At 68.3% G+C, this 25,108-nt stretch carries 27 protein-coding genes; 16 read left to right on the plus strand and 11 right to left on the minus strand.

Annotation, left to right across the window (positions count from 1 at the left end):
- Positions 1–39 precede the first annotated feature (39 nt).
- On the plus strand, positions 40–927 hold the full coding sequence (locus GQ57_RS02165; protein ID WP_034196951.1) for a LysR family transcriptional regulator: 888 nt from the start codon (positions 40–42) through the stop codon (positions 925–927).
- A gap of 13 nt (positions 928–940) precedes the next feature.
- On the opposite strand, the gene GQ57_RS02170 is transcribed toward GQ57_RS02165, so the two are convergent.
- The gene (locus tag GQ57_RS02170; protein ID WP_052001005.1) at positions 941–2,080 is read right to left on the minus strand and encodes a hypothetical protein; all 1,140 of its coding nucleotides are present in this window, start codon (positions 2,078–2,080) and stop codon (positions 941–943) included.
- A gap of 129 nt (positions 2,081–2,209) precedes the next feature.
- Between GQ57_RS02170 and GQ57_RS02175 the strand changes: the two genes are divergently transcribed.
- The 4 genes from GQ57_RS02175 (at position 2,210) to GQ57_RS02190 (ending at position 5,520) form a co-directional block, all read left to right on the plus strand.
- Entirely contained in the window at positions 2,210–2,509 is a 300-nt protein-coding gene (locus GQ57_RS02175) for an ArsR/SmtB family transcription factor (RefSeq protein WP_034196952.1), read from the plus strand.
- Positions 2,510–2,528: 19 nt separating this feature from the next.
- Positions 2,529–3,881, plus strand: a complete 1,353-nt coding sequence (locus tag GQ57_RS02180) for a pyridoxal phosphate-dependent decarboxylase family protein (protein WP_034196953.1) — start codon at positions 2,529–2,531, stop codon at positions 3,879–3,881.
- A 164-nt stretch (positions 3,882–4,045) separates the two neighbouring features.
- Entirely contained in the window at positions 4,046–4,513 is a 468-nt protein-coding gene (locus tag GQ57_RS02185; RefSeq protein ID WP_031397327.1) for a cupin domain-containing protein, read from the plus strand.
- A gap of 185 nt (positions 4,514–4,698) precedes the next feature.
- Positions 4,699–5,520, plus strand: a complete 822-nt coding sequence (locus GQ57_RS02190) for an SDR family NAD(P)-dependent oxidoreductase (RefSeq protein WP_034196954.1) — start codon at positions 4,699–4,701, stop codon at positions 5,518–5,520.
- Between the two features lie 90 nt (positions 5,521–5,610).
- Here GQ57_RS02190 and surE read toward each other — a convergent pair whose 3' ends face one another.
- From surE to GQ57_RS02205, 3 genes are all read right to left on the minus strand, one after another.
- Positions 5,611–6,390 carry a 5'/3'-nucleotidase SurE gene (surE, locus tag GQ57_RS02195; protein WP_034196955.1) on the minus strand — a complete coding sequence of 260 codons (780 nt, stop codon included), beginning with the start codon at positions 6,388–6,390 and terminating at the stop codon, positions 5,611–5,613.
- A gap of 181 nt (positions 6,391–6,571) precedes the next feature.
- Entirely contained in the window at positions 6,572–6,880 is a 309-nt protein-coding gene (locus GQ57_RS02200; RefSeq protein ID WP_031397330.1) for an AzlD family protein, read from the minus strand.
- On the minus strand, positions 6,873–7,607 hold the full coding sequence (locus GQ57_RS02205) for an AzlC family ABC transporter permease (protein ID WP_034196956.1): 735 nt from the start codon (positions 7,605–7,607) through the stop codon (positions 6,873–6,875). Before GQ57_RS02205 ends, GQ57_RS02200 begins: the two co-directional genes overlap by 8 nt.
- A 125-nt stretch (positions 7,608–7,732) precedes the next feature.
- On the opposite strand from GQ57_RS02205, the gene GQ57_RS02210 reads away from it, so the two are divergent.
- The 3 genes from GQ57_RS02210 to GQ57_RS02220 all read left to right on the plus strand — a co-directional run bounded on the left by GQ57_RS02210 (position 7,733) and on the right by GQ57_RS02220 (position 9,828).
- Positions 7,733–8,191 (plus strand): Lrp/AsnC family transcriptional regulator, encoded by a 459-nt coding sequence (locus GQ57_RS02210; RefSeq protein ID WP_031397332.1) that lies wholly within the window; start codon positions 7,733–7,735, stop codon positions 8,189–8,191.
- A 220-nt stretch (positions 8,192–8,411) separates the two neighbouring features.
- On the plus strand, positions 8,412–8,981 hold the full coding sequence (locus GQ57_RS02215) for a hypothetical protein (RefSeq protein WP_031397333.1): 570 nt from the start codon (positions 8,412–8,414) through the stop codon (positions 8,979–8,981).
- A gap of 145 nt (positions 8,982–9,126) precedes the next feature.
- Positions 9,127–9,828: a YebB family permuted papain-like enzyme gene (locus tag GQ57_RS02220; RefSeq protein WP_034196957.1), complete on the plus strand. Its 702-nt coding sequence runs from the start codon at positions 9,127–9,129 to the stop codon at positions 9,826–9,828.
- Positions 9,829–9,844: 16 nt separating this feature from the next.
- Here GQ57_RS02220 and GQ57_RS02225 read toward each other — a convergent pair whose 3' ends face one another.
- From GQ57_RS02225 to GQ57_RS02240, 4 genes are all read right to left on the minus strand, one after another.
- Entirely contained in the window at positions 9,845–10,477 is a 633-nt protein-coding gene (locus GQ57_RS02225; RefSeq protein WP_031397335.1) for a LysE family translocator, read from the minus strand.
- Between the two features lie 208 nt (positions 10,478–10,685).
- Complete coding sequence (locus GQ57_RS02230) at positions 10,686–11,555, minus strand: hypothetical protein (RefSeq protein ID WP_052001006.1); 870 nt, start codon at positions 11,553–11,555, stop codon at positions 10,686–10,688.
- Positions 11,556–11,625: 70 nt separating this feature from the next.
- Entirely contained in the window at positions 11,626–11,958 is a 333-nt protein-coding gene (locus tag GQ57_RS02235; RefSeq protein ID WP_031397337.1) for a DUF2322 family protein, read from the minus strand.
- A gap of 222 nt (positions 11,959–12,180) precedes the next feature.
- Positions 12,181–12,882 (minus strand): flavin reductase family protein, encoded by a 702-nt coding sequence (locus GQ57_RS02240; protein ID WP_034196998.1) that lies wholly within the window; start codon positions 12,880–12,882, stop codon positions 12,181–12,183.
- 225 nt (positions 12,883–13,107) lie between these two features.
- Here GQ57_RS02240 and GQ57_RS02245 point away from each other — a divergent pair, with 225 nt between their 5' ends.
- Both GQ57_RS02245 and GQ57_RS02250 read left to right on the plus strand, forming a co-directional pair.
- Positions 13,108–13,434, plus strand: coding sequence for a thioredoxin family protein (locus tag GQ57_RS02245; protein WP_031397339.1), 327 nt, complete (start codon positions 13,108–13,110; stop codon positions 13,432–13,434).
- An 11-nt stretch (positions 13,435–13,445) separates the two neighbouring features.
- A complete protein-coding gene (locus tag GQ57_RS02250) occupies positions 13,446–13,865 on the plus strand; it encodes a secondary thiamine-phosphate synthase enzyme YjbQ (protein ID WP_031397340.1) in 420 nt (139 codons plus the stop codon).
- A 50-nt stretch (positions 13,866–13,915) separates the two neighbouring features.
- Here GQ57_RS02250 and atsR read toward each other — a convergent pair whose 3' ends face one another.
- The 3 genes from atsR to GQ57_RS02265 are packed head-to-tail and all read right to left on the minus strand — an operon-like array spanning position 13,916 to position 17,167.
- Positions 13,916–15,736, minus strand: coding sequence for a hybrid sensor histidine kinase/response regulator AtsR (atsR, locus tag GQ57_RS02255; protein WP_034196958.1), 1,821 nt, complete (start codon positions 15,734–15,736; stop codon positions 13,916–13,918).
- Positions 15,737–15,749: 13 nt separating this feature from the next.
- Positions 15,750–16,253: a molybdopterin-dependent oxidoreductase gene (locus tag GQ57_RS02260; protein WP_031397342.1), complete on the minus strand. Its 504-nt coding sequence runs from the start codon at positions 16,251–16,253 to the stop codon at positions 15,750–15,752.
- A gap of 41 nt (positions 16,254–16,294) precedes the next feature.
- Complete coding sequence (locus tag GQ57_RS02265) at positions 16,295–17,167, minus strand: response regulator (RefSeq protein WP_031397343.1); 873 nt, start codon at positions 17,165–17,167, stop codon at positions 16,295–16,297.
- A 361-nt stretch (positions 17,168–17,528) separates the two neighbouring features.
- Between GQ57_RS02265 and GQ57_RS02270 the strand changes: the two genes are divergently transcribed.
- The 6 genes from GQ57_RS02270 (at position 17,529) to GQ57_RS02295 (ending at position 25,028) form a co-directional block, all read left to right on the plus strand.
- A complete protein-coding gene (locus GQ57_RS02270; protein WP_031397344.1) occupies positions 17,529–18,119 on the plus strand; it encodes a tetratricopeptide repeat protein in 591 nt (196 codons plus the stop codon).
- 116 nt (positions 18,120–18,235) lie between these two features.
- Positions 18,236–19,063, plus strand: coding sequence for a hypothetical protein (locus GQ57_RS02275; RefSeq protein ID WP_031397345.1), 828 nt, complete (start codon positions 18,236–18,238; stop codon positions 19,061–19,063).
- A 113-nt stretch (positions 19,064–19,176) separates the two neighbouring features.
- On the plus strand, positions 19,177–20,208 hold the full coding sequence (locus GQ57_RS02280; protein WP_031397346.1) for a hypothetical protein: 1,032 nt from the start codon (positions 19,177–19,179) through the stop codon (positions 20,206–20,208).
- A gap of 363 nt (positions 20,209–20,571) precedes the next feature.
- Positions 20,572–23,643, plus strand: a complete 3,072-nt coding sequence (locus GQ57_RS02285; protein WP_034196959.1) for a hybrid sensor histidine kinase/response regulator — start codon at positions 20,572–20,574, stop codon at positions 23,641–23,643.
- 25 nt (positions 23,644–23,668) lie between these two features.
- On the plus strand, positions 23,669–23,941 hold the full coding sequence (locus tag GQ57_RS02290; protein WP_321029191.1) for a hypothetical protein: 273 nt from the start codon (positions 23,669–23,671) through the stop codon (positions 23,939–23,941).
- 412 nt (positions 23,942–24,353) lie between these two features.
- Positions 24,354–25,028, plus strand: a complete 675-nt coding sequence (locus GQ57_RS02295; RefSeq protein ID WP_031397349.1) for a response regulator — start codon at positions 24,354–24,356, stop codon at positions 25,026–25,028.
- Positions 25,029–25,108 lie beyond the last annotated feature (80 nt).

The following is a 25,108-nucleotide window of genomic DNA, read 5'->3' on the forward strand; positions in this document are numbered from 1 at the left end:
TGGGCAGACTTCGAAAATATCCTTCGACAGAGGCGAACAATGCTGCTCGACAATCTCGCGCTGTTCCTGCGCATCGTGGAGAAGGGCGGGCTGGCCGCGGCGGGTCGCGAGGTCGGGCTGTCGCCGGCCACGGTGTCCGAGCGGCTGACGGCGCTCGAGCGCCACTACGGCGCGGCGCTGCTCACGCGCACGACGCGCGCGATCAGCCTGACCGACGAGGGCCGCACGCTCGTCGACGGCGCACGGCGCCTGCTGGCCGAAGCCGACGAACTCGAAAGCCGTGTGCGGCTGGGCGTGCAGACGCTGTCGGGGCCCGTGCGGCTGAGCGCACCGGCCGATCTCGGGCGCGAGCGCGTCGTGCCGGTCGTCGATGCGTTCCTGGCCGAGCACCCGGGTGTGACGGTCGACCTGCATCTCGGCGACGGTTATGTCGATCTCGTCGGGCAGGGGCTCGATTTCGCGATCCGCCGCGGCACGCTCGCGGACAGTTCGCTGCGCAGCCGCTCGCTCGGCCGCGGGCGACGCGCGGTGTGCGCGTCGCCCGCGTATCTCGCCGCGCACGGCACGCCAACGCATCCGGACGATCTCGCGTCTCACGACTGCATCGTGATGCGTTTCGGGGCGGACCTGTATGCCGAATGGCCGTTCAGCATCGATGGCGAGCCGAAGCGCGTGATCGTGCGCGGCCGCCGCGTGGCCAACGACGGCGCGCTCGTACGCGCGTGGTGCATCGCGGGGCATGGCATCGCGCTGAAGTCGCTGGTCGACGTCGAGCAGGATCTGGCGTCCGGCGCGCTCGTCGAGATCCTGCGCGCCTTCTCGCCGGGCGACGTCGATTTGCAGATCGTCTATCCGGGCAGTGCCGCGCGGCCGAGGCGCGTGCGTGCGCTGATCGACAGGCTGGCGCAGGCGCTGGCGGTGGAGTGAGGGTGGGCTGGCGTCAATCCCACCAGGCGGTGTAGTCGGGGCCGCAGTCGATCTCGGTTGCACGCGGTTCCAGCAAGACGCGCGGCACGAACGGCCTGACGGGTGGCTGTGCAGCGGCCCACTCGGGATAGATACTGCGCCACTTGTCGATCAGCTCGCCTCGCCGGGTTTCGCTGACACTCGCATAGTAGAGGTCGCCATCCGCGTACGGCATCTTCGTCGGTGCGACGTAGTCGGGCAGTGCGGGCGCCTGATCGACCCGGCTGCCGACGAGCGGAATCGCCGTCAGGTTCGGAAGCGTGCTCGATGCCTTCCGCATGCGCCGGTAGGTGCAGACTGACGCGTTGGTGCCGGGCGCATCGCCCGTCACGGGTTCGTAGGGCGGTAGCTGTGCGGCGGCCGGAAGCGTGACCGCGAACAAGTAGACGGGCATGCGTTTCATCGGCCCGATCTTGTCGTAGTTGCGCAGCATCTCGATACCTTCGGGCCATGTGTAGTACCGCCCGATCGACATATCGTGCTGGACGGGTTCACCCGTCGACAAGAGGGTCATGTCGCCCTGCTCGTTCACGTGTACGAGCGGCTTCGAGTCGCCGCCCGTCGCGATGTACAGGATTCCGCGCTCGACGACCATCGCCGGCACCGGGATCGGTGGTGTGCCGCCGTGCTTGCCGCTGTTGGTGTAGATGTGGTGAACGAGCGCCGGCATGTCGATCGTCCGGCGCAGGAAATGCTGTCCGCCGTCCGTCGAGAGCCAGATGAACAGGCGCGGGCACGCCTTGTCCGTGGCGAGGCCGGTTTTGCATCGGCTCGACGAATCCTGTCCCGCGTAAATGACGATCGTATCGGGATCGTCGCTGTGGAACGTCATGTATTCGATTCGTGCACCGTCCGGAAAGTCGGTCGATATATGTCGTGCGCTGTCGGCGAAGCGCCAGCGGGTCGAGCGGTAGTTACCGTCCGCGACCGGTTCGGTCAGCAATGCGCGATGCGCATCGAACTGCATGAACGGATAGAGCGGACCGACAACGGTGCGCGGCTTCGGATCCGAAGCGGTCGCGCATGCGCTCAGCAAAGCGGAGGCGGCCAGCGTAGCCGCGGCGCAACGGGCGGCGCGCATGACGCCGGCGGGCTGCAACTTTCGATCGATCATGAACGATCCCGATGGAATGAATGATTTTGTTGTTCGATGAATGGCAGGCACTCTAACGCATCGTTCGAATCGCTTGCCAACATTTCGTCATTTAGCTAATATTCAAAACGTTAAACGAAACCGCACCTCATGGACGACGTCACCCGTATCAGCGCCCTGGCCAACGAAAGCCGTCTGGCCGTGATGCGCTGGCTCAAGGAGCCGCGCCGGCATTTCCCGCCGCAGCCGCATGGCGACTTCGACGCGCTCGGCGTGTGCTGCACCTACATCACCGAGAAGCTCGGCATCGCGCCGGCCACGACCACGCGCCACATGCGCATCCTCGCGGACGCGGGGCTCGTGCAGGCGACCCGCGTCGGCAAGTTCACGTACTACAAGCGGATCGACAGCGCGCTGCAGCAGCTCGGCCGCGATCTCTCGCAACTCTGATTCTCCCGAGGCAACCGACATGGATGAACTGGCATTGCTGGCCGACGCCGACCGGCGCGCGCATGCGTATCTCGCCGCGACTCACGAGCGGCGCGCGTTTCCCGACGAGGCGGCGCTGGCCGGCCTCGCCGCGTTCGACGAACCGCTGCCCGACGCGGGCCGCCCGGCCGACGAGATGCTGCGCCTGCTCGACGAGCGCGGCACGCCCGCAACCGTTGCGTCGAACGGCCCGAACTACTTCGGCTTCGTGATCGGGGCCGCGTTGCCGGCCGCGGCGGCGGCGGAGCGGCTGATGCTCGCATGGGACCAGTGCGCGTCGTCGTACGCGAATTCGCCGGTTGCCGCGACGATCGAGCGTCAGGCCGCGCGCTGGGTCGTCGATGTGCTTGGCTTGCCCGAAGGCAGCGCGGTCGGCTTCGGCACGAGCGCGACGGCCTGCACGCTCGTCGCGCTGGTGGCCGCGCGCCGCGCGCTGCTCGCCCGCAAGGGCTGGGATGTCGACGAGGACGGCCTGAGCGGCGCGCCCGAAGTAAAAGTCGTGATCTCGGAACTGGTGCACATCACGGTGAAGAAGGCGCTGCGCGTGCTCGGCTTCGGGACGAAGCGCCTCGTCGTCGCGCCGGTCGACGCGCACGGCCGCATCGACCCGGCCCGGTTGCCGGCGCTCGACGACATGACGATCCTCTGCGTGCAGGCCGGCGAGGTCAACACCGGGGAGTTCGATCCGTTCGCGGTCCTGATTCCCCGCGCGAAGGCGGCTGGCGCGTGGGTGCACGTCGACGGCGCGTTCGGCCTGTGGGCGCGCGCATCGTCGAAGCGCGCGCTGACGGACGGCATCGACGGCGCGGACAGCTGGACGACCGACGGCCACAAGTGGCTGAACACGCCCTACGACGGCGCCATGGTGATCTGCCGCGACGCGGACGCGCTCGCGACCGCGATGAACAGCGACGCCGTCTACCTGAGCGGCGCGCGGGACGCCCAGAAGAACCTGAACCTCGAGTTCTCGCGGCGCGCGCGCGGCATTCCGGTGTGGGCGGCGCTGCGCTCGCTCGGCCGCGCCGGCGTGGCCACGATGGTCGAGCGGCATTGCGCGCAGGCGACGCGGGTCGCGGACGGCCTGCGTGCGGCCGGCTACGACGTCGTGAACCGTGTCGTGCTGAACCAGGTGCTCGTGCGCGCCGGCAGCGACGACGCCACCGTCGCGATCCGCGAGGCCGCGCAGGCGTCGGGCGACGTGTGGTTCGGCGCGACGGTGTGGCAGGGCCGCCCGGCGTTCCGGATCAGCGTGTCGTCGTGGCGCACGGAAGAGGCGCACATCGACCGGCTCGTCGCGTTGCTGACGGAACTGCACGGCGTGCACGCGCGCTGAGCGGCGGTGGGCGGGACGGCGTCGCCGCGCGGCGCCGTCTCTCGTCGCGAGCGGAATTGGCGGACAATGTTCGTGCGCAGCCCCGCGCTGCGTCGCGTGACGTCGGCAACCCGCTTGCGGGGCCGGGTTGCGTGTTCAATCGATACCAACCCGACGAGAGCCCCATGTCGCCTACTCCCCCCCGGGAACTGCTGAAAGCCGCCGATATCGCGAAGATGGAACCGACGCGCGCGGTGCATTCGCTGAATCCCAATGCCGTGCGCCTCAAAAGGCCGCTCGGCGATCTGACCGGCCTGACGCAATTCGGCGTCCATCTGCTCACGCTGATGCCCGGTCACGAATCGGCCGAGTATCACCGGCACCTGTACGAAGAAGAATGCGTGTACGTCCTGTCCGGCACCGGTGCGGTCACGATCGGCGAATGCACGTACGACGTCGGGCCCGGCGACTTCCTCGGCTTTCCGCGCGGCGGCGAAGCGCATACGTTGCAGAATACCGGCGACGCGCCGCTCGAACTGATCGTCATGGGTCAGCGTCTCGAACACGACGTGTGCGAATACCCGAGACTCGGCAAGCGGCTTTATGTCGCCGGCGAACTCGAGGATTACGTCGACATGCCGAAGCAGCCGTGACGTCTCGCGTCGTCGAGACGCGAGATGCCGGCACCGCGCCCGGCCGTCGCGGCGATCGTCGCACGCCGGGTTTTTCACTGCCGTCGCGCAGCGTGCGGCCGGCCGCCTCGATCGGGGCGATGCGATCCCGGCCGTGGCCGGCGTCGCGTTTATGATGCGGGAACACTACCGACAGGGTTTCCGACATGGACGCGCCGTTCCCGCCGAAGCATGCCCCGATTTCCGAAACCGGACCTGAAGCCGAAGCCGTCGCCGAGCCGCGCGCGGCGCGCCTGCACCGGCCTGTTGCGCTCGTCACCGGCTCGACGTCGGGGATCGGCGCGGCCGTCGCGCGACGCCTCGCGGCCGACGGCTATGCGGTGATCCTGCATTCCCGCAGCTCGGCGGAAGCCGGCCGCGCGATGGCGCGCGAACTCGGCGGGGCCTACGTGCAGGCCGATCTCGCCGACGATGCCGAACGCGTGCGGCTGATCCGCGACGCGCTCGCCCTGTACGGGCGGCTCGACGTGCTCGTCAACAATGCGGGGATCAGCCGCGTGATCCCGCACGATGATCTTGCCGCTGCGACGCCCGAGGTGTGGCGCGAGATGCACGAGGTCAACGTGATCGCGCCGTTCCGGCTCGTCGTCGAAGCGCAGCCCGCGCTGCTCGAGGCGGCGTCGCGCGGGCGGGCCGGGTGTGTCGTGAACGTCAGCTCGCACGCAGGCGTGCGGCCGAAGGGCGCGTCGATTCCGTACGCGGCGGCCAAGGCCGCGCTCAATCACACGACGCGGCTGCTGGCGCGCACGCTTGCGCCGGCGATTCGCGTCAATGCGGTCGCGCCGGGCCTGGTCGATACGCCGCTCACCGCCGACTGGACGGATGCGCAACGGCTCTGGCGCGAGCGCGCGCCGATGCGCCGCGCGGCGACGCCGGACGACATCGCGCAGACGGTCGCGATGCTCGTCGCGTCCGATTACGTGACGGGCGAGATCGTGATGCTCGACGGGGGATTGAACCTGACGTGATGCGGCGGTACGGCGCCGCGCCCGGGCGGCCGCGCGCCGGCGCTCCGCGCGCGACGACGGCCGTGCCCGTTCGCAGGCCGGGTGTCGCGCTCAGCCGAGGTTCGACCGCAGCCGCGCGAGCGCATGGTCGTGCGTGCGCTCGAACTTCAGCGGCGTGACCGTGACATACCCTTCGCCGAGCGCGACCGTTTCCGAATCGGGATCGTCCTCGCGCGGCGCGCGGGCGAGTTTCAGCCAGTGATAGTCGATCTCGCGCGGGTCGCGGCCCGACACGATTTCGATGCCCTGCAACGTGCCGGCGCCCTGGTTCGTCACTTTCAGCCCGCGCACGTCCTGCGCGGGGCGGGCGGGGAAGTTCACGTTGAGGCACGCGTCGTTGTCCCAGCCGGCGGCGGCGAGCCGGCGAACGACGTCCGGCGCGTGCGCGAGGGCCGTGCCCCACGGCACCGCGTGGCGATCGGTGAAGGCCTGGCTCAGCGCGATGGCCGGCACGCCGACCAGCATGCTCGTCATCGCGGCGCCGACCGTGCCGGAAAACACCGTCTCGGTGCCGAGGTTCGCGCCGCGATTCACGCCGGACAGCACGACGTCGGGCCGCGCGTCCTTCATCAGATGGCTGACCGCGATCGCGACGCAATCGCCGGGCGTGCCGCGCACCGCGAAGCGGCGCTCGCCCTTGCGGTGTACGCGCATCGGTGCGTGCAGGCTCAGCGAATGCGACGTGCCGCTCTGGTCTTCCGCCGGTGCGACGATCCACACTTCGCGCGCCAGTTGCGCGGCGACCTGTTCGAGCACATCGAGGCCGGGGGCGTCGAATCCGTCGTCGTTGGTGAGCAGGACACAGTCGAACAGCGGGCGGGTTTCTGGCATCGGGACGATCCTCGCGGAGATGGATGGGCAATGCGCGGGGCGTGCAGCCACGCGCAAGCCACAAGGCTAGCACTCCCGCGCATGAGTCGTCGTGTCGCGCGGGCGGCGCGGACGTGAAAACGGGCGCATCGCGCGCCCGTTCGCCGGTGGCCGCGCCGCGCATGCGGCGGGTCGGAGCCGTTCAGCCGAGCAGGTGCCGCAGCAGGCCGGCCGACGCGACGCCGACGATGACGGTCGGCAGGATCGACAGGCGCGTCGCCGCGATCAGCGTGACGGCCAGCGCGAGCAGGTCGGCCGGGCGCGTCGACACGAAGGCCGGCGCGATCACCGAGATCAGCACGCAGCCGGGCACGTTTTCCATCACCGAGGCCATCCGCGGGCTCAGCGTGCGGTTGCGCAGCAGCACGTAGCCGAGGATGCGCGACAGGTAGGTCGTCGACGCCATCAGCACGATCGTCGCGACGGTGCTGAAATCCGGAAGCTCAGGCATCGCGCGGTTCCCACAGCAGCGCGGCGATCAGCCCCGCGCAGGCCCCGGCCGCGACGTACCACGCGCCGGGCACGGCGAGGTGCGTGGCGGCCGCGACGACGAGGCTCACGAACCACGGGCGGCTCGCGCGCATCCCTTTCCACATCCCGCGCAGCAGTACCAGAAACACGGCCGTGAACGCCATGTCGAAGCCGTATTGCTCGACGTCGCCGATCGTCGGGCCGACCGCCGCGCCGAGCGTGGTCATCGAGATCCACGTCAGGTAGAGCCCCACGCAGATGCCCGCGTAGTAGGGCACGCTGATGTGCGTGGCCGAGCGCGCGCGCGCATCGGCGAGCGACATCGCCCAGCTCTCGTCGCACATGAAGAACAGCGCGAACAACGCGCGGCGGCGCGGCAGGCGCCGGATATACGGCTCGAAGGCGGCGCCCATCAGGATGTGGCGCGAATTGACGAGGAACGACATCGCGACGATCAGCGCGATATGCGGCGGCGACGTCCACAGATGGATCGCCGCGAATTCGGAACCGCCGCCGAAGTTCATGCCGGTCATCATCGGCACCTCGAACAGGCTCAGCCCCTTTTGCGCGGCCTGCGCGCCCAGCACGAGCGCGAACGGCACGAAACCCAGCATGACGGGCAGCGCCGCGCGCAATCCGCGACCCATCTCGGCGACATAGGCGGGCTTGTCGCGAAGCCCGGACGACGTTGAAACGCTACTGCTCATTACTCCTCCTTCGGGGGAGGAATTGTCTGCTTTTTTGACTCGAATCGGGTTGCGTTGTGTCCAGATTTTTCACAGAATTTGGCATTGAACGTGCAATACATGAATTTTTTGGAATTGGATGCCAAATGAAACTTGATGCCATCGATCGCCGGATCCTGAACGCGCTGCAGCGCGACGGCCGCATGCAGAACGTGGAGCTCGCGCAGGAGGTCGGGCTGTCGCCGTCGCCGTGCCTGCGGCGCGTGCGGCTTCTCGAGGAGGCCGGCGTGATCGAGAAATACGTGGCGGTGCTGAATCCCGCGAAGGTCGGCAAGGGGCTGACCATCTTCACGCGCGTGTGGCTGAAGGGGCAGGACGCGGAATCGGTGAACCGTTTCGCGGAGGCCGTCCAGCAGATGCCGGAAGTCGTCGAGTGCCACCTGATGGCCGGCGACTGCGATTTCCTGCTGCGCGTCGTCGCGGCCGACATCGACGACTACCGGCGCTTCCAGATGGAAACCCTCACGCGCATTCCCGGCGTGCTCAGCGTGAAGACCGACATCCCGATGCAGAAGGTCAAGCTCACGTCGGCGCTGCCGACTTGACGCGACGCGGGCGGGCGACGGTGCGTCGACGGACGGTCACGGCGCGGTGACAATCGCCGGATACACTGACGCATCACGCCACATCGAACGGGCGGCCCGCGTGGCCGTGCGACGTTCGATGCGCAAGCAACTAACGGTCAATGCCGGCACGGTCGGGCAGGCGGCGCGGGGCGCCGGGCCGTGCATGGTTGCGAACGCGTTCCTTCTTGTCGGGCCCTTCATGCAGCCAATCAACAACCCGTGGAATTCGCTGGAAATCGTCAAGCTCGTGCTGGGCGTACTGACGCCGTTGTCGGTCGCGTGTCTCGGCTGGCTCGTTGCACGCCGGCTGAAGCGGCTCGAACTCGTGCAATGGACCAACCAGCGGCTGATCGAGAAGCGGCTGGCGCTGTACGACGCGGTCGCGCCGCAGCTCAACGCGCTGCTGTGCTTCTACACGTGGATCGGCTACTGGAAGGACATTTCGCCCGACGACGCGATCCGGGCGAAGCGCGAGCTCGACCGCACGTTCCACATCTATCGTTACCTGTTCGACGACGACGTGTACGACGCGTATCACACGTACATCCACGCACTGTTCGACGTGCATACGGGCCCGGGCCGCGACGCGCGGATCCGCTCGCTGATCCAGGCGCCCGACGGCGATCGCAGCGTGCATGGTACGTATGAATGGAAGCCTGCGTGGTCCGATCGTTTCGCGACCGCGAATGTCGTGCCCAGGGACGATGTGCTGCGGTATTACACGCAACTGATGGAGCGGCTGCGCGTGGCGCTGGGCGCGACGCGCTGAGGGCCGCTGCATCGCACCGCGCGCGTTGCGCCGGTATCGCATTTCGCCACCCGCCGGCACGGATATCCGCCCTCGCGCAAGAAGCGGATGCGGCGCGCGGCGGCTGCTGACATCCTCGCGCCATATCCACTTGCGCGAGGTCCGTATGGTTGTCGATTCCGGTTGCCGGCCGCTCATGATCCGCTCGCCCGGCGCGGGCCGGCGGCGTCGCTTCTCCGTCGCCTCATCCGAACCGCACGACATGCCGTTGCCGGTCGAGCCGCAGATCGGCGACATCGTGTTCATCCGCGTGACCGTGCGGCCGTTTCTCGAAGTGGCGAGCGCGACGCGCTCGTGGACGAATCACGTCGGGATCGTCGTCGGCGAGCGCGGCGGCGAGGTGCTCGTCGCGGAGAGCACGTTTCCGCTGTCGCGCGTCACGACGATGTCGCGCTTTCTCGCGCGCTCCGATCGCGGCGCGTGCGTGATCGCGCGCCTGAAGCAGCCGCTCGACGCCGCGCAGCGGCGCGAACTCGTCGACGCGGCGATGCGCCGGATCGGCGTGGTCTACGACACGGGGTTCAATCTCGCGTCGAGCCGGCAGTTCTGCTCGCGGTTCGTGCGCGAAGTCGTGCGCGACGCCACGCGGATCGCGCTCGGCGACGTCGAGACCTTCGACACGCTGCTGCGCCGCAATCCCGGCCATCCGCTCGGCTTCTGGAAGATCTGGTATTTCGGCCGGATTCCGTGGCGCCGCCGCACGGTTACGCCGGCGAGCCTGCTCGACAGCGACGCGTTGCATGTGGTGGCGGATACGCGCCAGTGCGTTGCGAGCCTATCCGCAGGCGTCGATCGGGGCCCGGCCTGACCCGGGCAAGCCGGGACTACTGCCGCCCCGCCACCGCGAGCCGTGCCGCCAGCCCGACGAACACCGACCCGAGCAGATACTGCGGCAGCTTCGACGGGCGGCGGCGCGCGCCGATCCGCTGGCTCAGCCGGCTCGCGGACAGAATCACGGCGCCGTTCACGACCAGCCCGATCAGGTTGAGCACCGTCGCGAGCACGAGGATCTGCACGGCGATCGAACCGTGCTCGGGCCGCACGAACTGCGGGAACAGCGCGAGCACGAACAGCGCCATCTTCGGGTTCAGCAGGTTGGTCGTGAGCCCCTGACGGAAGATCGTCGCGGTCGAGTGACGGCGCGGCGACGCGACCGGCGACAGCGCGGTCGCGTTCGAACGGAAGGTCTTCCACGCGAGATACAGCAGATAGGCGGCGCCCGCGAAGCGCACGGCGTCGTACGCGAGCGGCACCGCGACGAACAGCTGCGACAGCCCGAGCGCGGCGGCAAGCGCGTGGCAGTAGGTGCCGGCCTGGATGCCCGCGAGCGTCGCGAAGCCGGCGCGCCGGCCCTGGCTCACGCTGCGGGATGCGATCAGCAGCATGTCGGGGCCCGGCGTGGCGGTCAGCGCGAGACACGCGCCGGAGAACAGCGCGAGCGTAGAGAGATCGATCATGGCAGCCCTTTCGTCGCGGGGACGTAAAGGGTGGTCAGTTTAGGCGGGCGGGTGAGGCCGGTCAATCGGACGCAGGGACGAGGGCCGCGCATGCCGGCGAAGCGGATCGCCCGCCGCCGCGTGCCGCTTTCGGCGACATGGCGCGTCCCGAAACGAAAGCGGCGTCACGTGCCGGAGGACGCGCACGGTTGCGCATGCGATAGCCGGCTCATGGCTTGCGACACGCGACCTGATAGTCGATCACGGTGTTCGCCGACGGCTTGTCCGGCTCGCCGCCCGCCGTCGTCACGCCGAGCACGCCGGCCGCGCTCCGGTAGCGCAGTGCGCAATAGCCCATGCCGGTGCCCGAGCACGCTTCGGCTTCGACGATGCCGTGCTTCGCGAGCGTCGCCGCGCCGTCGGTCGCGTTCGGCGGCTCGCGCGGGCGCAGCGGCTGCCAGCCGTGCGCGATCAGGATCCGGCGCGCCGCATCGAGCGGCTTGCCGTACACGTTGGGCACGACCGCACGGCCCTGGCAGTCGGTGCGAGTGTCGGCGACGCGGGTCAGGCGCAGGCCGTCACGCGTGGCGTGCAACTCGCCGGCGGGCGGCGCCGGCCCGTCGCCGCCCCAGATCAGCAGCGCACCGTTTTCCAGCCGGTCGGCCGAGCCGAGTTGCCAGCCCGCATGGCGCGCCGTATAGCCGAGCGCGACGAGCGTCGTGCCGTCGAACACGCCGAGGTTGCCGTTGCGCGCGAAACAGATCGCGCTCGTGCCGGCGCTGAAGCCGCTCGCAAACGTGACGACCGTGTAGCGGCCGAGCGGCGCCTCGGACGTCACGAGCCAGCCGCGTTTCTCGACTTCGCGGCTGGCGGCCGTGGTGGTCTTCGCGCGATATTGCGTGCAAAACGGGTCGAGCGCGCCGTGCTCCGGCGAGTGCGGCAGCACGCCGAGCGGCACCAGCGACGCACCGGCGATATCGGACGCGGTGTGCAGCGTCGCGGCGGATGCCGTCCCGCCGGACGCGGCGCCGACAACGGCCGCGATCGCGGCGACGGACGCGAGACGGCAGGCCGGCGAAAGCGCAATGTGGCGGGACACGCGGGCAGTCTCCGGGGCAACGCCTCCGGACGGGAGGATTGCGGGGTGCCGTGTGCGTGCCGGCAACGGCTCAGCCCTTCGGGACGACGTCGATTCGCAGCGCGTCGCCGCCGGCGACGATCGCCAGCAGGCGATCGACGTTCGGATGGGCGCCCGGGCGGTTGCGCGCGTCGGCCGTGTGTTCGGCGAACACCGCGAGGCCGTGTTCGGCGGCTTGCGCGTCGAGCGTGCCGAATGCCTGCTTCAGGTAGTGGTACACCGCGAGCGAGCCCTGTTTGCCCGGCTGGTTTTCGATGGTCGCGACCACGTCGCCGTTCGCGCCGACGAGATCGATGCGTGCGATGCCATCGATGGCCGGCAATTGCGCGAGGTTGTCCTTGAATACTGCGGTCGGTTGAATCACTGAAAACACTCCGTCGGTTCGGTCATGAGCCACCGTGCGTGGCCGACCGTATCTTATCCGATCGGCTTCGGCGCACCCGTACGCGCGCGGCGGCCGGCGGTGCGCCGTGCGAGCGCTGCGCCCACGCGCATGCGACGATGAGGTGGTTCCGGTGGTTCCGGTGGTTCCGGCGAATTCGGCACGGCACGGCCGGGGCCCCGCCGCGCCGGCCGCCGCATTCGACTAGTGTGCGGCGCCGACCGGCGCGCCGGCCTCGCGCGAACGCTCGATGTCGGGGCTGCGATATGCGCGCTCGGGAATCTCGGCGAGCCGCGACGCGTGCACCTGCCGCGGTTCGAGGCCGTAGAACTTCTGGAAGCTCATGATCAGCGGCGACCACTTGTCCGGATCGATACGATCCGGATCGCCGTCCATCAGCAGATCGGGGTGGACGTGTACGCGCTGGATGCGCAACTCGAACACGCGGACGTGGCCGCGCAGGTCGGCCGCTTCCTCGCCGATCCCGTGCGTGGCCGCGACCATCGCCTCCATGTGCACCGGGCATTCGAGCGCGCGCGGCGGCGCGACGGTGTGCGACGCGGCCGCGGTCAACCCGGCCGTGCCGAATTTGTCGGGTTCGAACACGTATCCTCGCGCGCGCTTGCCGTCGGGCACCGGCCAGGTGCCGGTGGTGCGCGCGATGCGGTCGACCGCGTGCGCCTGTGCCGACGACGGCAGGTTCAGCACGCATTCGCCGGTGCGCAGCAGGTTGCGGGTGGTCTGCGAACTGGCCGCGATGCCGATCACGCCGCGCCAGCCGAGCCAGAACGCGGACGAGATCGGCGCGAGGTTGGCGGTGCCGTTCTCGTTCAGCGTGCTGACCAGCACGACAGGCGTGCCGAAATAGAGGATGTTCGGTTCGGCGACGCAATGCGGTGCATTCACATTCATGATCGGGGCCCTCGTTGACGGATCAGGTCGCATGCTGACCGTGTCCCGGCGGCGCGGCGCTCCGAATCTTGTCATGTCATTCCGGACGGCGCGCGCAGGCAGGCGCCGGACCGGCCGGCGTCGCGCACGCTTTTCCGCTACAGTAGGAAACCGCAGGCCGCGCCCGCCGCACCATGCACACGGGGCGTGCCACGTTCCGCCACCGCACACGAGGGCCCGATGGACACCGAGCAACGCTACACCGCCAATGCGCCGACGCGCGCGGAAGTCGACGCACTGGGCGGTACAACCGTGATCGAATTCGGCACGAACTGGTGCGGGATCTGCGCGGCCGCGCAGCCCGCGATCGTCGCGTCGTTCGCCGCGCATCCCGCCGTGCGGCACCTGAAGATCGAGGACGGCCCGGGCCGCCCGCTCGGCCGCTCGTTTCGCGTGAAGCTATGGCCGACGCTGGTGTTCCTGCGCGACGGCGTCGAGGTCGCCCGCGTCGTGCGCCCCGCCGACGCGAAGCAGATCGAAGCCGACGGCTTCGCCGCGCTGGCCTGACGCCGCCGGTCATGCAACAGGCCATCACGCACATCGCGGTCGACACGCGCGGCAGCGGCCTCGTCGAATTCACGCCGCAAGTGCGCGCGTTCGTCGATCAGCAGGCGATCCGCACGGGCCTGCTCACGGTGTTCTGCCGGCATACGTCGGCATCGCTGCTGATCCAGGAAAACGCCGATCCGTCGGTGCGGCGCGATCTCGAACGCTACTTCGCGGCGCTCGCGCCCGAGGACGACACACGCTACGAGCACGACACCGAAGGCGCCGACGACATGCCCGCGCACCTGCGCACGGCGCTCACGCAGGTGCAGTTGTCGATCCCGGTCGAACGCGGGCGCATGGTGCTTGGCACCTGGCAGGGCATCTACCTGTTCGAGCATCGGCGCGCGGCGCACCGGCGCGACATCGTGCTGCACCTGATCGGCGAATAGGCGAGCAGGCAGGCGCGCCCAACCGCTCGCGCGGCATGCGGCGCACCGGTTCAGCCGAGCAGCTTCTCGACGAGCGCGCCGAGTTCTCGCAGGTGGACGGGTTTGGGCAGGAATGCGTCGAACACGTGCTTGTCCTCGCGCAGCGCGGCCGATTCATACGCGCTGACGCCGAGGATCGCCGGATGGCGGCCGTCGTCGTCGGGTTGCGCGACGGCGCGAATGCGCCGTGCGACTTCGAAGCCGCTCAGGTCCGGCAGTTCCAGGTCGAGCACCACGATGTCGTAGCGGCCCGTGCCGAAGCGCGCGACGCCGTCCTGGCCGGTGCCGCACAGGTCGGCTTCGATGCCGAGCGCCGCCAGCATCGCGCCGATCGTTTCGCGCGCGTTGTCGTTGTCGTCCACCACCAGCGCGCGCCGGCCGCGGAGCGCGGGCGCGTGCGGCAGCGCGGGCGCTTCGCCGGCCGCGTGGCCGGCCGTGTCGTTGCCGGGGACTTCGACGGGCAGCGTCACGATGAATTCGCTGCCCTCGCCGACCACGCTGCGCACGTCCACATGCCCGCGCAGCGTCGTCACGATCTCGCGCACGACCGCGAGCCCCATGCCGATTCCGTCCACGTGCAGCCCGACCGCGTCGTTCGCGCGGTAGAACGGCTCGAAGATCTTCGACAGGTGCTGTTTCGCGATGCCGGCGCCCGTGTCGCGCACGGCGATCCTGACCTGCTGGCCGGCCGGCGCGTCGGCGAGCATGATCGACGCGTGGATCGATCCGCCGAGCGTGTACTTGACCGAGTTCTCGATCAGGTTCGACAGCACCTGCCGCAACAGCTTGCGATCGGTGCGGATCGCGAGATCGGGCGGCTCGACGAACTGCGCGATCGCGATCCGCTTGGCCGCCATCTTCTCGCGCAGCGGCTCGATTGCTTCGGCGAGCAGCGGCGCCATGCCGACCGCTTCGAGTTCGGCGAGGCGTTTCGTCGAGCGCAGCTTGATGTAGTCGGTCAGGTCCTTGACGAGCGCCTCGAGCGACAGCGCGGAATTCTGCAGCCGCCGGATCGTCTTCAGGTTCGCGTCGGACTGCGGGCGCGCGAGCAGGATCTCGATCGATCCGCAGATCGCCTGCAGCGGCGTGCGCAGCTCGTGGCTGACCATCCCGAGGAAGGCGTTCTTCGCCTCGATCATCTCGAACGCCCGGTCGGACGCCTTGCGCTCCGCGTCGAGCGCCGCATCCTGACGTTCGAGCAGGTCGTCGCGGGTGCGCATCGTATAGAACAGCATCAGGAACAGCGAGCACAGCATGACGCCGAGCACGCCGCCGAGAATCAGGATCGCCCGCTGCTTGTTCCTCAACTGATGGAACGTGAAGTCGCGCTGCGCCATCTCGATCGCGCGGAAGTCGTTCGCGAGGCCGTTGACCTTCGGCCAGTACGCGCTGACGTCGTCGATCACGTTCTGCGCATTCTTCGGCGTCTCGCGCAGCAGCGGCACTTCCTGCTTCAGGCGCGCCATGAATTCGCCGAGCGCCTCGATCTCGTTGCGCGCGCGCGGGATGCGCAGCCAGTATTCCGACACTTCGGACGGCCGCTGCAGGAATCCGAACGATACCGACAGGCTGTCGAGCTGCATCTGCACGTGGTCGAAGTCGTCGTCCTCGCCCGTGGCGTAGAGGATCAGTTGCCGGTCGAACCGCGTATAGACGTTCCGGTACTGCGCGGCCGTCCAGAACACGCCTTCGCGCGGCCCTTCGAGCACGCCCTCGTTGACCGAAGTCGCAAGCAGGTCCCACAGCAGGACCGCCCACGCGGCGCATCCGGCGATCCACAGCGTCCCGAGGATCAGGAGGATCTTGCGGTTCTTCCAGCGCCGGCGTTTCATCTTGCGTGCAGGCTCACTTCACGGTCAGGCCGATGATCTGCCACGCGAACTTCGCTTCGCCGAGCGGCGTCTTCAGGTCGTCGGGATACTGGTCGCGCGGATACATGATCCACAGCGGGCCGTAGTTGTCGTTGCCGAGCACCTTGCCGTTCATCGTTCGCGCGAGGATCACGCCGTACCGGTCGGCGTCCGCCACGGGAATCGTGAACGTGTACTCGTCGATGCAGCGGAACTCGATCTGCGTGCCGTGCGCGCCGACGGTCTTCAGCACGTCGGACAGCCGCGGGCCGGTGAAGGTCGCCTTCGGCGTCCAGCTCGTCGACGTGACGATCGTGTACTGCGGCAGCGCCATCAGCGCCTGCTCGGAGAACACGTAGACCTTCCTGCCCGGCTGGTTGGTCCTGTCGATCCTGCCGTCGACGGTGAACGTAAAGGACGAGGCGGCCCATGACGCGGCCGCCATGCCGAGCAGGCAGGCCGTCAGCAGGCGCTTGATCCAGATGGTCGAAACTCGCATGTCATTCCCTCGGTCGTGTCTTGATTGGTTTTGTGGGGGGCTCAGTTTGCGGCGGCCGTGGCCGGCAGCGCGATCTTCAGTTCGCGCGCCACTTCGGCGAACAGGATCGGCAGGCGGACCGGCTTTTCTTCGCAGCGCGCGTTGTAGTGCGACACGATGTGCGCGATCTCGTCCTCGCTCGCTTCCCCGGTCGAAATCTTGCCGGTCAGCAGGAAGATCGGCGCACCGCTGTTCTCGCTCGAACGGATGCCGCGCACGAGTTCGGCGGCCGTCTGGTCGCCGAGCATCCAGTCGAGGATGTAGCCGTCGAAATCCTCGACCTCCAGCGCCTTGCGGAACGTCGCGCCGTCGAAATACGGAATCGCGTTCACGCCTTTCTCGATGAAATACTCACACACCGTTTCGGCGACGTCCTGCGAATCGTCGACCACGGCGATCCGGGCCGCGTACACGTTGGGCTGGCTCGAGCGCAACTCGATGACGTCGACCGCATACGTGCGCCCCTCGCGTGCGTGCTGACGCTCCGTCACGATCCATTCGCCCTGCCACTGCAGCGCGACGAAATCCGTGTCGATCTGGCTGCTGGCCTTGGTCGAGATCGCAGCCCGGCAGCGGAAGCGGCGCGATTCGATCACGAGCGTCGCGTCGATCATCTCGGCCGCGACCGGCTGCGCGCCCTTGTCGTCGAGCAGGATCGCGGGCGGCACGCCGAAGTGCGTCGCGATGTCCTGCAACTGCGACAGGTTCCACGGGATCAGGCCTTTCATCTTGCGCGTGACGACCGAGAAACTGAGGCCCAGCACGTTCGCGATGGTCGTGTTGTGACTGCGTGGCGGAATGCCGTTCCGGGTCAGAAGGTCGCGCACCTTGGTGGCGGTGATGAGATCGACGTTGGCCTGCTCGCTGTTGGACATCTCGATGGGGTCTCCAGGGGTTTTTGGCGAGGAACAGCATATCAAAAGTGACGCGCCATGCAAGCTTTGAAAAAGCGAATGACCTTGACATGCCATTTTTCTGCATTATTATTGCTCACCACGTCACTATTGTTTGTCGCGTCATGTTTGGAGACCGTTGCCGACGGCAGTCGGCGCTGCGATAGGCGGTATTAGGTAGTGACAGATCGATTCGAAGAGAGAACCTGAGAGAGCCTTGGGGTGCGTGACGGTGCTGGCGGATTATATTCGCCGCGCCGCGCGCAACCGGGTATAGGGCGTGCTCCCGGGGGTGGGATGGCTCGAAGAATTGCGGCGCCAATAAAACCTGAGGAAAGTACCAATGTATCGCCGTTTACTCGCACCGGGGCTGCTGATGCTGCTGCTGGCCGCGTGCGCGCAGGATCCTTCCGTGACCAATAACACGGTGCGGATCTGCGACGACACAGGTTGCTCCGATCGTCCAAAAGATCAGGTGTCCTACCAAAAGAAGGACGATGCGGATGACCGCGAAGATCCGCGGATCGTCGCGCTGAAGCAGGCCGCGAAGGCCCAGCCGAAGGCTGCCTACGACCTCGGCCTGCGCTATTTCCGCGGCGACGGCGTGCGTCAGGACAGCTATCAGGCACTCAAGTGGATGCGCGACGCGGCCGAGCGCGGCGACCTGCAGGCGCAGAAGGCGCTCGGCAGTTTCTACCTGTTCGGCCTCGAGGAAATGGGCTCCGATCCGCGCGAAGCGGACAAGTGGCTGTCGATCGCAGCGGGGCGCGGCGACAAGGAATCGAAGAAACTGCTCGACCTTGCCCGCAAGGCCAAGAAGGAAGACGAAGAAGACTGGAAATGGCGCACGCAGTGGCGTGACGTCTATTACGGCTACTGGTACTCGGGCTATCAGTACTACGGCGTCTGGCATCAGACGTACTGGTACTACTGACCGGACCTGAAGCAACGGGCGGCAGCGGGGAGACCACCATCGCGCCATGCCCGGGGGGCTTACGAAGTTCGCACGAACACATAAGCCGAACAACGACACTATCGATCGACAACGACATGAAGACCATCTTTTCCCAACGTCTTACTCAAGGTGCGCTTGCCGCGGCGCTGTGCGCGTCCGTGGCGGGTTGCGGCGGCATGGTGACGCCCGGCGGCCAGAACGTCGGCGTGACGGGCGCGGCCGCGGGCGGCGCGAGCGCCGGCGCCGATTCGGGGCTGCAGCGCTGCGCGTCGCCGCTCGGCACGATCGCCGTCGACGACGGCCGTAACGCCGACTGGTGGGGCCCGTTCGGCAGCGCGACCAAGATGACGTCGATCGACCCGCTGCTGCGCCTGGCCGTCCAGCAGTCGAACTGCTTCGTGATCACCTCGATCGGCAACCAGAAGAGCGACGCGCGCCTGTCGCGCATCACGGAACTGCAGCGCAACTCGGGCGAGTATCGCGCGGGCTCGAAGCAGCAGAAGGGCCAGCGTGTCGCGGCCGACTACTACATGGAACCGCAGATCATCATCAACGATTCGCCGATCGGCGGCATCGGCAGCATGATCGGCGGGCTGATCGGCAACAGCGCGGTGGCGGCGGTGGCCGGGCACCTGCAGTCGAAGGCGTCGGTCGTCACGCTGACGCTGTTCGACGTGCGCTCGGCCGTGCAGATCGCGGCGTCGGAAGGCAGCTCGACGGCGACCAACTACGGCGCGGCGCTGGGCGGCTTCGGCGGCGGCGTGGGCGGCGCGCTCGCGGGCTTCTCGACGACGCCGGAAGGCAAGGCGACCGTCGTCGCGTTCATCGACGCGTACAACAAGATGGTCATCGCACTGCGCAGCTACAAGGCGCAGGACGTCAAGGGCGGCCTCGGCCGCGGCGGCCAGCTCCAGGTCAACTGACGTTTCCCGGCCGGCGGTGCGCCGCAGGCCGGTTTCCGCTTCGCAAGCGTCCGTGCGTGCGGCATGATCCGCGCGCCGGCTTCGTTCGTCCTGTTCGTTTCGAGGGGACCCCGATGAAAACCGTCGCCGTGATCGCATTGACCTGTCTCGCGCTGACTGCTTGCGGCGGCGACGACAGCGCTTCGCCCGCGTCGTCCGGCGGCGGCTCGGGCACGAGCAACAATGGCGGCGCCGGCGGCACGGGCTCAGGCGGTACCGGAAGCGGCGGTTCGGGCGGTTCGGGTGGCGCGGGCGGTTCCGGCGGCGCCACGCTGACGCTGCGCTACGACGCGCAGCCGACCGCGGCGGACCAGGCGAGCTTCCTGACGCTGCTCAACAGCGAAGGCGCGAAGGGTTACCGCTATCTGGGCGATGACTACTACGACCCGACCAGCGGCGGGTCGCGCTCGATCTTCGTGAACGACGGCACCGTGCCGACGTACACCTATCAGTTGCAGGCGGCGCCGTCCGACATGACGAGCTTCGTCAACCAGGCCAACACGCAAGGCGCGAGCGGCTATCGCTTCGAAGGGCCGTACGCGTACGGCTATCTCTATCGCAAGGACGGCGGCTCGCCGGCCACCTACACGTACACGACGGCCGCCCTGCCGGCCGATTCGAACGCGTTCCTCACGCAGGCCAACGGCCAGGGCCAGTCGGGCTTCTGGTTCCTGGGGCCGATGCAGGTGGGGACGGTGCCGTCGTCGCAGGCGAACGTGTACATGAAGAACAACGCGTCGAACTCGACCTATGCGTACGATGCACTGGTGCCGACGACGACCGTCGGCGACTTCATCGCGCAGGCGAACAGCGAAGGCGCGAAGGGCTATCGCGCGAAGGGCGGGATGGAATTCGGCAGCACGATCTCGTGGGTCTACGTGAAGGACCGGACGCAATCGTCGACCTTCACGTACCAGTCGGCCGCGATCCAGTCGAGCGGCGCCGGCTTCGTCCAGCAGGCCGATACATTCGGCGCGCAGAGCACCGCGTATCTGGGCGATCTCGCGCTCGGCGTGTCGACGCCGGTGATGGCATCGTTCTATTTCAAGCCCGCGAACTGCACGGGGTTCCTGTGCACGACGCTCAACCCGCTCACCCAGAACTGACCGGCCGTCGCCCGACGGCCGACGATGTGCCTCGCCGCCTGAGCGGCGCCTCCGCGGGGGTTGCCGCTCGACGGCTCGCCCCCGCCTTTTTCCCGTTTCCGCATCCTCCCGGTTGCACGTCGGGTGTGCCGTGCACGCAGCCTGAACGCGCCCTGGCGCGCCCTTTTTCCACGTCGAGTCTAGGTCAAGTTCTAAATATTCAATCAATAGAACTTGACGTGTACGAAACGGTTCATTCGGGGTGGACGCTCTCCCACACGTTTGGCATCGTCGGCATTCATTCCATCTTTTCCAGGGTGAGTTCCGGCAAGACGTCGCGTTTCGAATCGGCATCGTTCGAGGGCGCGACCCTCGTCGCGTGTCATGTCGCAGAGCCCGCTTCAAGCCCTCCGCCGCTACCTGAGCATTTCGGTGTTCGGTGGCGGCATCGTCGTTACTGTCCTGGTCCTGATCGCTTGCGGTCTCGGGATGACGGCGATCGTCTCGGGCCATGTCGAGGGAGAGCGGCGCAACTACCTGAACGGCCTGGAGCAGACGCTCAACGAGATCCAGGTGAGCGAGACCTCGTTCCGCAACGGCGTCGCGAATGCGCAGCTGATCTGGCGCGAGGCCGATAGCGCGCCCGAACCGCTCGTCGATGCGTTCTTCAGCGACGACCAGCGCGTCGCGATCCGGCCGCATCCGTCGCTCGTGCTCGGCGTGCCGGGGCAAACCGGCGACCGCGTCGAGGTCGCCCGCTACCTGTCGCTGTCGGTGCTGCTGTCGCGCATCTGCGCGGCGAGTTCGCTCAATCGCGGGCGCACGCTGGAGGGCTATCACTACAGCACGCGCACGGGCATGTTCGGCCTGGTGCCGAACCGGAACCGCGACGATCCCGCGCTGGTGTCGCCCGACGATCGCGCCCGTGTGCTCGATGCGCTGCGTATCGATTTCGATCGCGCATATCCGGGCATCGTCGACGCCCGCCCGCACGTGCGCTGGCTCGCACCGTTCACCGATCCCGTATCGGGGCAGCCGCGCATCCGGATCGCGGCCGAGGCACACGACAACGGTAAAACGTTTGCGGTGCTCGTGACCGAATATCCGCCCGACTACCTGCTGTCGTGGCTGGCCGACTATCGGCCCGACGGCGCGTTCTACATCACGACGGCCGACGGGCGGCTCGTTGCCATGGATCCCGCCGCGCGCGACGCCGATCGCGCCGCGCGCCTGCTGCAACTGGCCCCGTGGCGCAGCGGCGCGACCCCGGGTTCGCCGGCGTTCCGCGACGGCTTCCTGCTGTTTCACGGCAAGCTCGAATCGACGGGCTGGACCTTCGCCTACGCGCTGTCGTGGGCCGATATCGCGTCTGGCGTCGGGCATTCGGCCGGCACGCTGATGGCGGCTACGCTGCTGACGCTCGCGGTCATGTGGGTGTTGCTGCTGCGCTTTCACCGGCGCGAATTCGCACCGCTCTACGCGCGCTCGCAGCGCGTGGTCGACAGCGAGGCGCTGTGCCGCAGCGTGATCGAGATGGCGCCGATCGGGCTGGGGCTGATCGCGCGCGACGACGGGCGCTGCATGCTCGCGAGCCCCGCGCTCAGGGAAATGGTCGCGCGGATCGGCGGCGATCATCGCGAGCTGTCGAACCAGATGGCCGCCGCGTGGCAGGCGCACGTCGCGAACGGCGGCGCGGGCCGCGTGCTGCACGACGATCTCGTGGTCGGCAGCGGCGCGGCCGCGCACCTGCATCTTGAATTCACGGCGTGCGGCGCACGCTATCAGGGCGAGGACGTGCTGATCGCCGCGGTTGCCGACACGACCGCGAAGCACCGGCTGATGCAGAAGCTCGAAGAGGCCGTGCGCGCGGCCGATTCGGCCAATGCCGCGAAATCGTCGTTCCTCGCGGCAACGAGCCACGAGATCCGCACGCCGCTGAACGTGATCCTCGGCAACCTCGAGCTGCTCGAGCGCTCGGCGCTCGACGCGGTCCAGCACGGCCGCGTCGACACGTTGCGCACGTCGGCGACGAGCCTGCTCGCGCTCGTCAACGACATTCTCGATCTGTCGAAGATCGAGGCCGGCGCGATGCAGGTCGAGTCGATCGGGTTCGACGTGATCGCGGCGGTCGCGCGCGAGCTGAGTGCGTTTGCGCCGATCGCGAAGGCGAAGGGCCTGCAACTGTTCTGCGAAATCGGCGCGTCCGATGCACAGCGGATGCGCGGCGATCCGACGCGGTTCGCGCAGGTGCTCGGCAACCTGCTGAACAACGCGATCAAGTTCACGAGCGCGGGCCGCGTGACCGTACGCGTGGCCGTCGTTGCCGAGGGGCACGGCGCGCCGGCGCTGTCGGTCGCGATCGAGGATACCGGCATCGGCATTGCCGCCGAGCATCGCCGCGCGCTGTTCAAGGCGTTCTCGCAGGTCGATACGTCGATCACGCGCCGCTATGGCGGCACGGGGCTCGGGCTCGCGCTGTGCGATGGCCTCATCGCGGCGATGGGCGGCCGCATCGACGTGGCGAGCGAGCCGGGAGTCGGCAGCTGCTTCACGATGCACCTGCCGCTCGGCGCAGGCGTCGCGGTGCTCGGCCGACCGCACGGCGCAGGCGCCCAGGCAGGCGCGCTGACGCTCGTTGCCGCGCATCGCGCGTGGCGCGAGTTCGCATTGCCGCACCTGCACGCATGGGGGTTCGATGTCGATGTGTACGACAGCCTGTCGAGCCTGCCGGGCGATCTGGCCGGCCCGGTCGTGCTGTTCGGCGATCCGGACACCTGGTCGCATGCGGAGCTGGGCGGCCTGCACGGCTGCGCGCCGTTGATCCTCGCCACGCGCGACGGTCCGCTCGAACCGCATCGCGCGGGTGGCACGGTGCGCGTCTCGAGCTATTCGCTCGGCGGCCTGCGCGCCGCGCTGGCGTGCGGCGGCGCAAGTGCGGGCGCCGTGTCGTCCGCCGGCGAACCGTCGCACGTCGCGACGCGTGGCCGGCAGCGCGCCGGGCACGCATGGCCGTCGCAGCCCGCGTCCGGTGCATTGCGTGTGCTGGTCGCGCACGACGAAGCCGTCGACGGGCCGATTTTCCGCGAGCAGTTGCACGCGCTCGGCTGCAGGGCGGCGGAGGTCGGGTCCGGGCGCGCGGCGCTCGAATCGCTGGCCGGCGGCGGCTGGGACGTGCTGCTGATCGCCGCCGATCTTCACGACCTCCCCGCGCACGTGCTGGCCGAAGCCGCGCGCGACCAGGGGGCCGTGAGCGACGTGGTGGTCATCACGTCGCACGTGACGCCCGAAGGCATGCGCCGCTGCATGGCGGCGGGCGTGCGGCGCGTGCTGACGAAACCCGTGACGCTTGCGCACCTGCACGGCGTGCTCGCGCCTGCATGGCAGCGGTGCGACGCCGCATCGCGCCGCGCGCCGCGCGGGCAGGCCGATCGCGAGTCGGCACTGACGGGCAAGTAACCGACAACAGGTAACGCAGTAACGCATGTTCGAAATAACAGAGGCAGAGTGCCGGCGCCAGTCGCAGAGCACATTTCAATTCACACTGGAGGGGAAGGCCATGCGTCACCTGGGGAAAATATTCACACTGCTGATCGAATTCGCGACGCTGTCCGAGCGTTCGCGCAAGGAGTTTCTGACGATGATGAACGAGTACCTGCTGATGTCGCCGGCGCAGAGACGTCGCGCGATCAGCGAATGGAAAATGCGCCAGGAAAACGGCCGATTCGACGAACCCGGCGAGTCGGTGCACCGGTAGCGCGCGGCATCGGGCCGGCGCGCGTCGGGATCGTGACGCGCCGGCCCGTCGCGCCGCACGGCGTACGATAGCGTCGGTCGGGACGACCGACTCGGGCCAGCCGGCCGCAAGGGCCGCCGCTGGCGCGTGTGGGTGCGCGGCGCAACGGCTTTCCCGGGGGCGCGGTTTTCGATGCCGTGGCCCGTGGGCCGCGCGATGTGGCCGCCGCAGCGCACCAGCCTGTCGGCGAGCGGGATGGGCGGTGCATCGACGGTCCGCCCGCCCGCGATGAATGCAGCCGGATTTATCTTAAAATTGGGTCAATATTGTCCGGCGAGCCGAATGCGGCTGACGATCGGCTGACGACGCGAGCATGCGGGCGTCGCGCCGCGAGCCGGATGCGTGACGGAAAGCCTCGGGGAGAAACAGGAACATGGACGAATTCTCAGTGCGCGTGATGGTGGCGGACGACCACCCGGCATCGGCGCTCGGAATGTCGCAGGCGCTGCAAGGCAACAGCACGATCAAGCTGGTGAATACCGTTTCGGATTCGACGGACCTGGTCGCGGCGCTCGATGCGCAGCCGAGCGACGTGCTCGTGCTCGACTATGTGATGCCCGGCGGCAAGTACGGCGACGGTCTCGTGCTGCTGTCGTTCCTGCAGCGCCGCTACCCCGCGCTGCGTATCGTGACGATCACGATGATCGACAACCCGAGCGTGCTGCGTGCGATCCAGAAGCAGGGCGTGAACTGCATCCTCAGCAAGTCGGATGCGCTGTCGCACCTGATCGGCGCCGTGCATGCGGCCCATGTCGGCGCGAACTACATGTCGCCGTTCGTGAAGCAGCTGCTGCAGGACGGCGATGCCGTGTCCGTCGCGCGTGCGCTGACCACGCGCGAAATCGAGGTGGTCCGGCTGTTCGGTGCGGGCTATACAGTGGGCGAGATCGCCACGCAGCTGCATCGCAGCAAGCAGACCATCAGCTCCCAGAAGTCGAGCGCGATGAAGAAGCTCGGGATCGTCCGCGACGCCGACCTGATCCGCTATGCGGACGAAGGCAACGTGCAGGCTCCGTCCGGTCGGGGCGGGCCCGCCGCGCGGGACTGACGTGCGCGCACGACCCGGCGCGGGTAGCGGGCGGGCGAGCCGCGCGGCAGGCGCGGTGCGCATGCCGCTCCGGCGTGCCG

Source organism: Burkholderia sp. MSh2 (genome assembly GCF_000731655.1).
Taxonomy (GTDB): domain Bacteria; phylum Pseudomonadota; class Gammaproteobacteria; order Burkholderiales; family Burkholderiaceae; genus Burkholderia; species Burkholderia paludis.

Excerpts from the sequence above, each read along its gene's own strand:
- GQ57_RS02165 (WP_034196951.1), top strand. The coding sequence starts at position 40 with ATGCTGCTCGACAATCTCGCGCTGTTCCTGCGCATCGTGGAGAAGGGC.
- GQ57_RS02170 (WP_052001005.1), bottom strand. The coding sequence starts at position 2,080 with ATGATCGATCGAAAGTTGCAGCCCGCCGGCGTCATGCGCGCCGCCCGT.
- GQ57_RS02175 (WP_034196952.1), top strand. The coding sequence starts at position 2,210 with ATGGACGACGTCACCCGTATCAGCGCCCTGGCCAACGAAAGCCGTCTG.
- GQ57_RS02180 (WP_034196953.1), top strand. The coding sequence starts at position 2,529 with ATGGATGAACTGGCATTGCTGGCCGACGCCGACCGGCGCGCGCATGCG.
- GQ57_RS02185 (WP_031397327.1), top strand. The coding sequence starts at position 4,046 with ATGTCGCCTACTCCCCCCCGGGAACTGCTGAAAGCCGCCGATATCGCG.
- GQ57_RS02190 (WP_034196954.1), top strand. The coding sequence starts at position 4,699 with ATGGACGCGCCGTTCCCGCCGAAGCATGCCCCGATTTCCGAAACCGGA.
- surE (WP_034196955.1), bottom strand. The coding sequence starts at position 6,390 with ATGCCAGAAACCCGCCCGCTGTTCGACTGTGTCCTGCTCACCAACGAC.
- GQ57_RS02200 (WP_031397330.1), bottom strand. The coding sequence starts at position 6,880 with ATGCCTGAGCTTCCGGATTTCAGCACCGTCGCGACGATCGTGCTGATG.
- GQ57_RS02205 (WP_034196956.1), bottom strand. The coding sequence starts at position 7,607 with ATGAGCAGTAGCGTTTCAACGTCGTCCGGGCTTCGCGACAAGCCCGCC.
- GQ57_RS02210 (WP_031397332.1), top strand. The coding sequence starts at position 7,733 with ATGAAACTTGATGCCATCGATCGCCGGATCCTGAACGCGCTGCAGCGC.
- GQ57_RS02215 (WP_031397333.1), top strand. The coding sequence starts at position 8,412 with ATGCAGCCAATCAACAACCCGTGGAATTCGCTGGAAATCGTCAAGCTC.
- GQ57_RS02220 (WP_034196957.1), top strand. The coding sequence starts at position 9,127 with ATGGTTGTCGATTCCGGTTGCCGGCCGCTCATGATCCGCTCGCCCGGC.
- GQ57_RS02225 (WP_031397335.1), bottom strand. The coding sequence starts at position 10,477 with ATGATCGATCTCTCTACGCTCGCGCTGTTCTCCGGCGCGTGTCTCGCG.
- GQ57_RS02245 (WP_031397339.1), top strand. The coding sequence starts at position 13,108 with ATGGACACCGAGCAACGCTACACCGCCAATGCGCCGACGCGCGCGGAA.
- GQ57_RS02250 (WP_031397340.1), top strand. The coding sequence starts at position 13,446 with ATGCAACAGGCCATCACGCACATCGCGGTCGACACGCGCGGCAGCGGC.
- atsR (WP_034196958.1), bottom strand. The coding sequence starts at position 15,736 with ATGAAACGCCGGCGCTGGAAGAACCGCAAGATCCTCCTGATCCTCGGG.
- GQ57_RS02260 (WP_031397342.1), bottom strand. The coding sequence starts at position 16,253 with ATGCGAGTTTCGACCATCTGGATCAAGCGCCTGCTGACGGCCTGCCTG.
- GQ57_RS02265 (WP_031397343.1), bottom strand. The coding sequence starts at position 17,167 with ATGTCCAACAGCGAGCAGGCCAACGTCGATCTCATCACCGCCACCAAG.
- GQ57_RS02270 (WP_031397344.1), top strand. The coding sequence starts at position 17,529 with ATGTATCGCCGTTTACTCGCACCGGGGCTGCTGATGCTGCTGCTGGCC.
- GQ57_RS02275 (WP_031397345.1), top strand. The coding sequence starts at position 18,236 with ATGAAGACCATCTTTTCCCAACGTCTTACTCAAGGTGCGCTTGCCGCG.
- GQ57_RS02280 (WP_031397346.1), top strand. The coding sequence starts at position 19,177 with ATGAAAACCGTCGCCGTGATCGCATTGACCTGTCTCGCGCTGACTGCT.
- GQ57_RS02285 (WP_034196959.1), top strand. The coding sequence starts at position 20,572 with ATGTCGCAGAGCCCGCTTCAAGCCCTCCGCCGCTACCTGAGCATTTCG.
- GQ57_RS02290 (WP_321029191.1), top strand. The coding sequence starts at position 23,669 with ATGTTCGAAATAACAGAGGCAGAGTGCCGGCGCCAGTCGCAGAGCACA.
- GQ57_RS02295 (WP_031397349.1), top strand. The coding sequence starts at position 24,354 with ATGGACGAATTCTCAGTGCGCGTGATGGTGGCGGACGACCACCCGGCA.